This window comes from Marinobacter sp. (genome assembly GCF_033722195.1).
GTDB lineage: Bacteria > Pseudomonadota > Gammaproteobacteria > Pseudomonadales > Oleiphilaceae > Marinobacter.
Genome location: NZ_JAWVZL010000134.1, coordinates 1 through 6,389, shown reverse-complemented (window position 1 = coordinate 6,389; position 6,389 = coordinate 1). Strand labels below are relative to the sequence as shown.

Genomic DNA, 6,389 nt, shown 5'->3' with positions numbered 1-6,389 from the left:
TGAAGGACGCTGGCGTTGAAATCGCCATGTTTGAAGGCATCACCGCCGGCGACAAGGACTTCTCCTCGCTGGTAACCAAGCTCAAGCAGGCCGACGTGGATTACGTCTACTACGGCGGTTACCACCCGGAGCTGGGTCTGATTCTGCGCCAGGCTGACTCTGCTGGCCTGGATGCCCGCTTCATGGGCCCCGAGGGCGTGGGTAACAAGGACATCAACAGCATCGCCGGCGACGCCGCCGAAGGTCTGCTGGTGACCCTGCCCCCGAGCTTTGACGAGAAAGAAGAGAACCAGGCCCTGGTTGAGGCCTTCAAGGCCAAGGGTGAAGACCCCTCCGGTCCGTTCGTGCTGACTTCCTACACCGCGGTCAAGCTGATTGCCGACGGTATCGAGAAGGCCGGCTCCACCGATCCGTTTGACGTTGCCGCCGCCCTGCGCGAAGGCTCCTTCTCCACACCGATCGGCGAAGTTGCCTACGACGAAGCCGGCGATATGAAGTCATTCGAGTTCGTTGTCTACGAATGGCATTCAGATGGCAGCAAAACTCCGGTAAACTGAGCCGCGTTCATTAACGGACGGTAATGGAACACCTTCCCACCGCGATCCGGGGGAAGGTGTTTTTTTAAGCTCCCGAATGCTTCCCACCCCGTCATAGCCGGCACCCCGGCGGCGTCGGGCGTGGCAGCCAAGGGGGGCAGGTTTTCGGAGCCCCACAACATGCTTGACCCCTATTTTCTCCAGCAGCTCATCAACGGGCTGACGATCGGGAGTGCCTATGCCCTGATCGCCATCGGCTACACGATGGTTTACGGCATCATAGGTATGATCAACTTCGCCCATGGCGAAATCTACATGATCGGCGCCTACACCGCGCTGATTGCCATTGCCGGCCTGGCCGCGCTCGGTATCGCCTTCCTGCCGATCGTCCTGCTGGTCGCACTGATTTGCGCAGTCATCGTCTCCAGCTCCATGGGCTGGGCCGTGGAGCGGGTCGCCTATCGGCCGGTACGGGGCCGTCATCGCCTGATTCCGCTGATCTCCGCCATCGGCATGTCCATCTTCCTGCAGAATTACGTCCACCTGGCCCAGGGTTCCCGCAACATCGGCTTCCCTGCCCTGATCGAAGGCGGCTTCACCCTCGGCGGCAGCGCCGACTTCCAGGTCTCCATCTCCTTCATCCAGATCACCATTTTCGTGGTCACCCTGATCTGCATGGCCGGCCTGTCCCTGTTCATCGCCCGCTCCCGCACAGGGCGCGCCTGCCGCGCGGTGTCCCAGGACCTGGGCATGTCCAATCTGCTGGGCATCGACACCAACCGCATCATCGCCGCCACCTTCGTGATCGGTGCCGCGCTGGCCGCCGTCGCGGGCCTGCTGCTGGGCATGTACTACGGTTCGATCGACCCGCTGTTCGGTTTCATCGCCGGTCTCAAGGCGTTTACGGCCGCCGTGCTGGGCGGTATCGGCAGCATTCCCGGCGCCATGCTGGGGGGCCTGATCCTCGGCGTCTCGGAGAGCATGACATCCGGCTATCTGAGCGGTGAGTACCAGGACGTGGTCTCCTTTGGCCTGCTGATCCTCATTCTGCTGTTCAAACCCACCGGCCTGCTCGGCAAACCGGAGGTTGAGAAGATCTGATGCAGACGTCCAATGTCAAACACGCACTCTTCTGTGCGGTCATTACCCTTGTCATTTCCTACCCCATTCTGGGCCTCAACCTGGTGCCCGAGGGCACCTTCGTGGGCCTGGAAGGGGCCAGTACCACCACCCTGATTGCCATCCTGATGGCCGCGGTGGCGGTCTTCCTGTTCCAGCTTTTCCGTGATTCGATCATGGCCGCGCTGGGCCGTGTTCCCAAGCCTTCGGTAGCACCGACAGCCGGTTTGAGTGACCAGACCCGGCTCAAGCTCCAGAACCTGGCGCTCATCGGTATCATCGCCGTGGCGGCAATATGGCCCTTCTTCGCCTCCCGCGGAGCGGTGGACCTGTCTACCCTGGTGCTGATCTACATCATGCTGGCCCTGGGCCTGAACGTGGTGGTCGGTCTGGCCGGCCTGCTGGATCTGGGCTATGTAGCTTTCTACGCTGTCGGCGCCTACACCTTTGCCCTGCTGTCGCAGTATTTTGGTGTGTCCTTCTGGGTCGCGCTGCCCACCGGCGCCCTGCTGGCGGCCCTGTTCGGCCTGGTGCTGGGCTTCCCCGTGCTGCGCCTGCGGGGAGATTACCTGGCCATCGTGACCCTGGGCTTCGGCGAGATCATCCGTATCCTGCTGAACAACTGGACCACGCTGACCGGCGGACCCAACGGCATCGGCGGCATCCCGGACCCCACCCTGTTCGGCATGGAGTTCGGTCGCCGGGTCAAGGAAGAGGGCAACATTTCCTTCCACGACTTCTTCGGCATTCCCTATGACAGTGTCCACAAGATCATCTTCCTGTACCTGATCGCACTGGTGCTGGCGGTGATCACCTTCTTCGCCATCCGCCGCCTGATGCAGATGCCGGTGGGTCGGTCCTGGGAGGCGCTGCGGGAAGACGAAATTGCAGCGCGCTCACTGGGCCTGTCCCGGACCGGTGTGAAACTGTCGGCTTTCACCATCGGTGCCTTCTTTGCCGGCTTTGCCGGCACCGTGTTCGCCTCCAAGCAGGGCTTCATCAGCCCCGAGTCCTTCGTGTTCCTGGAGTCCGCCATCATCCTGGCCATTGTGGTGCTGGGAGGTATGGGTTCCCAGTTCGGCGTGATCCTGGCGGCCATCGCGGTCACCATCCTGCCGGAGCTGGCCCGTGAGTTCTCCGAATACCGCATGCTGATCTTCGGTGCCGCCATGGTGCTGATGATGGTGTGGCGACCGCAGGGCCTGATGCCCATGCGCCGTATTCACATCAACCTTCAGAAGCAGGAGTGACGGACATGCTTGAAGTACGCAATCTGTCCATGCGCTTTGGCGGCCTGCTGGCGGTTGACCAGGTGTCACTGGACGTTCAGGAGCACGAGATCGTCTCCATCATCGGCCCGAACGGCGCCGGCAAGACCACCGTGTTCAACTGCATGAGTGGTTTCTACAAGCCCACCGGCGGCGAGATCGAGTTCCAGGGCAGGCAGATCCAGGGCACCCCGGACTACAAGATCTCCCGACTGGGCCTGGTTCGCACCTTCCAGCACGTGCGGCTGTTCAACCGCATGACGGTGGTGGAGAACCTGCTGGTGGCCCAGCACCGGCACCTGAACACCAACCTGCTGGCGGGCCTGATAAAGACGCCGGGCTATCGCAAGGCCGAGCAGAAGGCCCTGGACCGTGCGGCCTACTGGCTTGACCGCGTGGGTCTGCTGGACCTGGCCAACCGGGATGCCGGCAACCTGGCCTACGGCCAGCAGCGGCGCCTGGAAATCGCCCGCTGCATGGTTACCGAGCCCAAGCTGCTGATGCTGGACGAGCCCGCGGCCGGCCTCAACCCGGCGGAAACCCGGGAGCTCAACCAGCTCATCATCAGCCTCAAGGAGGACTACAACGTCTCGGTGGTGCTGATCGAGCACGACATGAGCCTGGTGATGGAAATCTCCGATCGCATCAACGTCATCAACCAGGGGCGACCGCTGGCCAGCGGCACCCCGGATGAAATCCGCAACAACGACGATGTGATCAAAGCCTACCTGGGTGAGGCCTGAGGAGACCCAATGCTGATAATTGACGATGTACATACCCACTACGGCAAGATCGAGGCCCTGCACGGGGTTTCCGTCGAGGTCAAGAAAGGCGAGATTGTCTCCCTGATCGGTGCCAACGGTGCCGGCAAGACCACCCTGCTGATGACAGTCTGCGGCAGCCCTCAGGCCACCTCCGGCCGGGTGGTGCTGGAAGGCCGCGACATCACCCGCCAGCCCACACCGGACATCATGCGTTCCGGTATTGCCATAGTGCCGGAAGGCCGTCGGGTGTTCCCGGGCCTGACGGTATCGGAGAACCTCCACATGGGCGGTTTCTTCAACACCAAGGCCGAGATCCGCAAGAGCCAGGCCCACGTCTACGAGCTGTTCCCACGCCTGAAAGAGCGCGAGAACCAGCGCGCCGGCACCATGTCCGGCGGTGAGCAGCAGATGCTGGCCATTGGCCGGGCGCTGATGAGCAAGCCGCGGATGATCATCCTGGACGAACCCTCATTGGGGCTCGCTCCGCTGATCATCAAGCAGATCTTCGAGATCATCGGCCAGTTGCGGGAGGAAGGCATCACCGTGTTTCTGGTGGAACAGAACGCCCACCAGGCCCTGAGCCTGGCTGACCGGGGCTATGTGCTGGAAACCGGCCGCATCCGCCTGCAGGACACCGGTGCCAACCTGCTGGCCAATCCGGACGTGCAGAAAGCCTACCTGGGGGGCTAGTTCGCCTCCGGAGCCATCATCCACAAGCCGGGCAGCGTCCCGGCTTTTTTGTCCCCCGTTGCCGGGAAAACCGAGAACCGACAAAGTGTTGCGGAGCCTATCTGTACAGTTGGCCTTTGCCAAATCTCGGCTATACTCTGGGGCAACGGTCGGCTGTCTCTGGAGGATGGCTCGTCAGGGCCGTGATCATTCGAATGCCACAGACCTGTGCGCATCGGATGTGCGACGCAAGCAAAACCATAATCAAGGAGTGGACTTATGAAAAAACTGATCGCAGGTGCAATGCTTCTCGGTGCTTCTACCCTGGCCTTTGCCCAGCCGGGCTGTGGTGTTGGCGCGATGATCTGGAAAGGACAGTCCGGTATCGCCCCCCATGTACTGGCCGCCACCACCAACGGCACCTTTGGTAACCAGACCTTTGGTATGACCACTGGTACCCTGGGCTGCCAGACCAACGAAGCCGTGCGCTCCATGGCCATGTACATGGACAGCAACATCGACAAGATTGCCCGTGACATGTCCCGTGGCAGCGGTGAGAACCTGGACACCCTGGCAGTGCTGCTGGGCGTTGACGCAGCCGACCGCGGCGAATTCCGTCAGCTTCTGCAGGACAACTTCGCCACCATTTTCCCGTCCTCTGACACCACCTCCGACGAAGCCACCAACGCCATCGTCGCGCTGCTGGAAAAGCACGAGGGCCTGAGCAAGTACGTGGCATAAACCGGCCAACCTGAAGGACTCATCTGGCGCCAGGGACGGCGCATACACCCTCCAGGTACACCCTGAGGGCGCTCCGGCGCCCCAATAACGGATCCGCTGCTTGTCCATGCGCCCATCACGATTTCTGGCGCCAGCCCTGCTCTGGTTGGCTGTGAGTACCCTGGCGGATGCCGCCACCCCGGACTCCCTCGCCCGGCACCCGGCCTGGCTCACCCTGGGACACTACCAGCCCGACCGGTTCGGCAGCGGCTACACCGGCCAGGCAGACGACCCGGACTTTTTCCTGAGCCCGGACGGCAAGCACTCGCCCCAGGCCGAGCTGGAAGCTACCCTGGCCGCAATTCAGGCACCCGGCGGTGGCGACGACCACGCCCGCTGCCGCTTTCCCGCCCGCGACCGCTGGCTGCGCTCGCAGCTGTCGCTGGCCGAGAACCCCGTCGATTGCCCGGCCTACGACGCCTGGCGCCAGACCCTGAACACCGAATCCGTAACCCTGGTGTTTGCGGCCTCGTATCTGAACAGCCCCTCGTCCATGTTCGGCCACACCTTCATCCGGCTGGACCCACCGCAGGGCGACGAGGGCACCGACCTGCTGCTGGCCAATACCATCTCCTACGCCGCCGATGCCGCCGCCCACGACAGCGAAATCATGTTCGCCTACCGGGGCATCTTCGGAGGCTACCCGGGTATCACCACCATCCAGCCCTATTATGAAAAGATCCGGCTCTACACCGACATCGAGAACCGGGACCTGTGGGAGTACCGGCTCAACCTTACCGAGGCCGAGGTGGACCTGCTGCTGGCCCACGCCTGGGAAGTGCGGGACCACAATTTCGATTACTACTTCTTCGACGAGAACTGCGCCTACCGACTGCTGGCACTGATCGACGTGGCCCGGCCCGGCACCGACCTGCTGAGCGAAGTGAGCACTCACGCCATTCCCTCTGACACGGTACGCTGGGTCATGGACCGGGACCTGGTGGCCGACATCACCTACCGGCCCTCGGCGGCCACCAAGGTGGCCTACAGCCTCGAACAGCTGCCCGAATCCGACCAGACCCTGGCGGCGGCCATCGCCAATGGCTACGTCGACGTGGAAGACGCCGAAGTCACCGGCCTACCACCCAGGCGCCGCGCCCATGTACTGGACGCCACTTACGACTACGTCCGCTACCAGTCCGAGGCCGAGGGCTGGCCCCGGGACTTCGCGGCACCGCTGTCCCACGACCTGCTGCGCGCCCGCAGCCGGATCGACGGCGTGGCGCCTCCCGAACAGCCACCCTCGCCTGCCG

Annotated in this window: 7 protein-coding genes; all 7 read left to right on the top strand. The window is 62.9% G+C overall.

The genetic code is table 11. The features are described 5' to 3' along the window. Nucleotides 1–557 (top strand): ABC transporter substrate-binding protein (locus R3280_RS15485; RefSeq protein ID WP_318999513.1); only part of this gene is annotated, 557 nt, incomplete at its 5' end. A 159-nt stretch (nucleotides 558–716) separates the two neighbouring features. Continuing rightward, on the top strand, nucleotides 717–1,637 hold the full coding sequence (gene livH, locus R3280_RS15480; RefSeq protein WP_318999512.1) for a high-affinity branched-chain amino acid ABC transporter permease LivH: 921 nt from the start codon (nucleotides 717–719) through the stop codon (nucleotides 1,635–1,637). Next, the gene (locus R3280_RS15475) at nucleotides 1,637–2,905 is read left to right on the top strand and encodes a high-affinity branched-chain amino acid ABC transporter permease LivM (RefSeq protein ID WP_318999511.1); all 1,269 of its coding nucleotides are present in this window, start codon (nucleotides 1,637–1,639) and stop codon (nucleotides 2,903–2,905) included. The genes livH and R3280_RS15475 overlap by 1 nt, the downstream gene beginning before the upstream one ends. A gap of 5 nt (nucleotides 2,906–2,910) precedes the next feature. Beyond that, nucleotides 2,911–3,666 (top strand): high-affinity branched-chain amino acid ABC transporter ATP-binding protein LivG, encoded by a 756-nt coding sequence (gene livG / locus R3280_RS15470; protein ID WP_318999510.1) that lies wholly within the window; start codon nucleotides 2,911–2,913, stop codon nucleotides 3,664–3,666. Between the two features lie 9 nt (nucleotides 3,667–3,675). Further along, nucleotides 3,676–4,377 carry an ABC transporter ATP-binding protein gene (locus R3280_RS15465; RefSeq protein ID WP_318999509.1) on the top strand — a complete coding sequence of 234 codons (702 nt, stop codon included), beginning with the start codon at nucleotides 3,676–3,678 and terminating at the stop codon, nucleotides 4,375–4,377. A 258-nt stretch (nucleotides 4,378–4,635) separates the two neighbouring features. Beyond that, nucleotides 4,636–5,097, top strand: coding sequence for a DUF3015 domain-containing protein (locus R3280_RS15460; RefSeq protein ID WP_318999508.1), 462 nt, complete (start codon nucleotides 4,636–4,638; stop codon nucleotides 5,095–5,097). Nucleotides 5,098–5,203: 106 nt separating this feature from the next. After that, nucleotides 5,204–6,389, top strand: a 1,186-nt coding sequence (locus R3280_RS15455; protein ID WP_318999507.1) for a DUF4105 domain-containing protein, incomplete at its 3' end; no start/stop codon positions are given.

Coding starts and splice junctions, on each gene's coding strand:
- livH (WP_318999512.1), top strand. CDS start 717: ATGCTTGACCCCTATTTTCTCCAGCAGCTCATCAACGGGCTGACGATC.
- R3280_RS15475 (WP_318999511.1), top strand. CDS start 1,637: ATGCAGACGTCCAATGTCAAACACGCACTCTTCTGTGCGGTCATTACC.
- livG (WP_318999510.1), top strand. CDS start 2,911: ATGCTTGAAGTACGCAATCTGTCCATGCGCTTTGGCGGCCTGCTGGCG.
- R3280_RS15465 (WP_318999509.1), top strand. CDS start 3,676: ATGCTGATAATTGACGATGTACATACCCACTACGGCAAGATCGAGGCC.
- R3280_RS15460 (WP_318999508.1), top strand. CDS start 4,636: ATGAAAAAACTGATCGCAGGTGCAATGCTTCTCGGTGCTTCTACCCTG.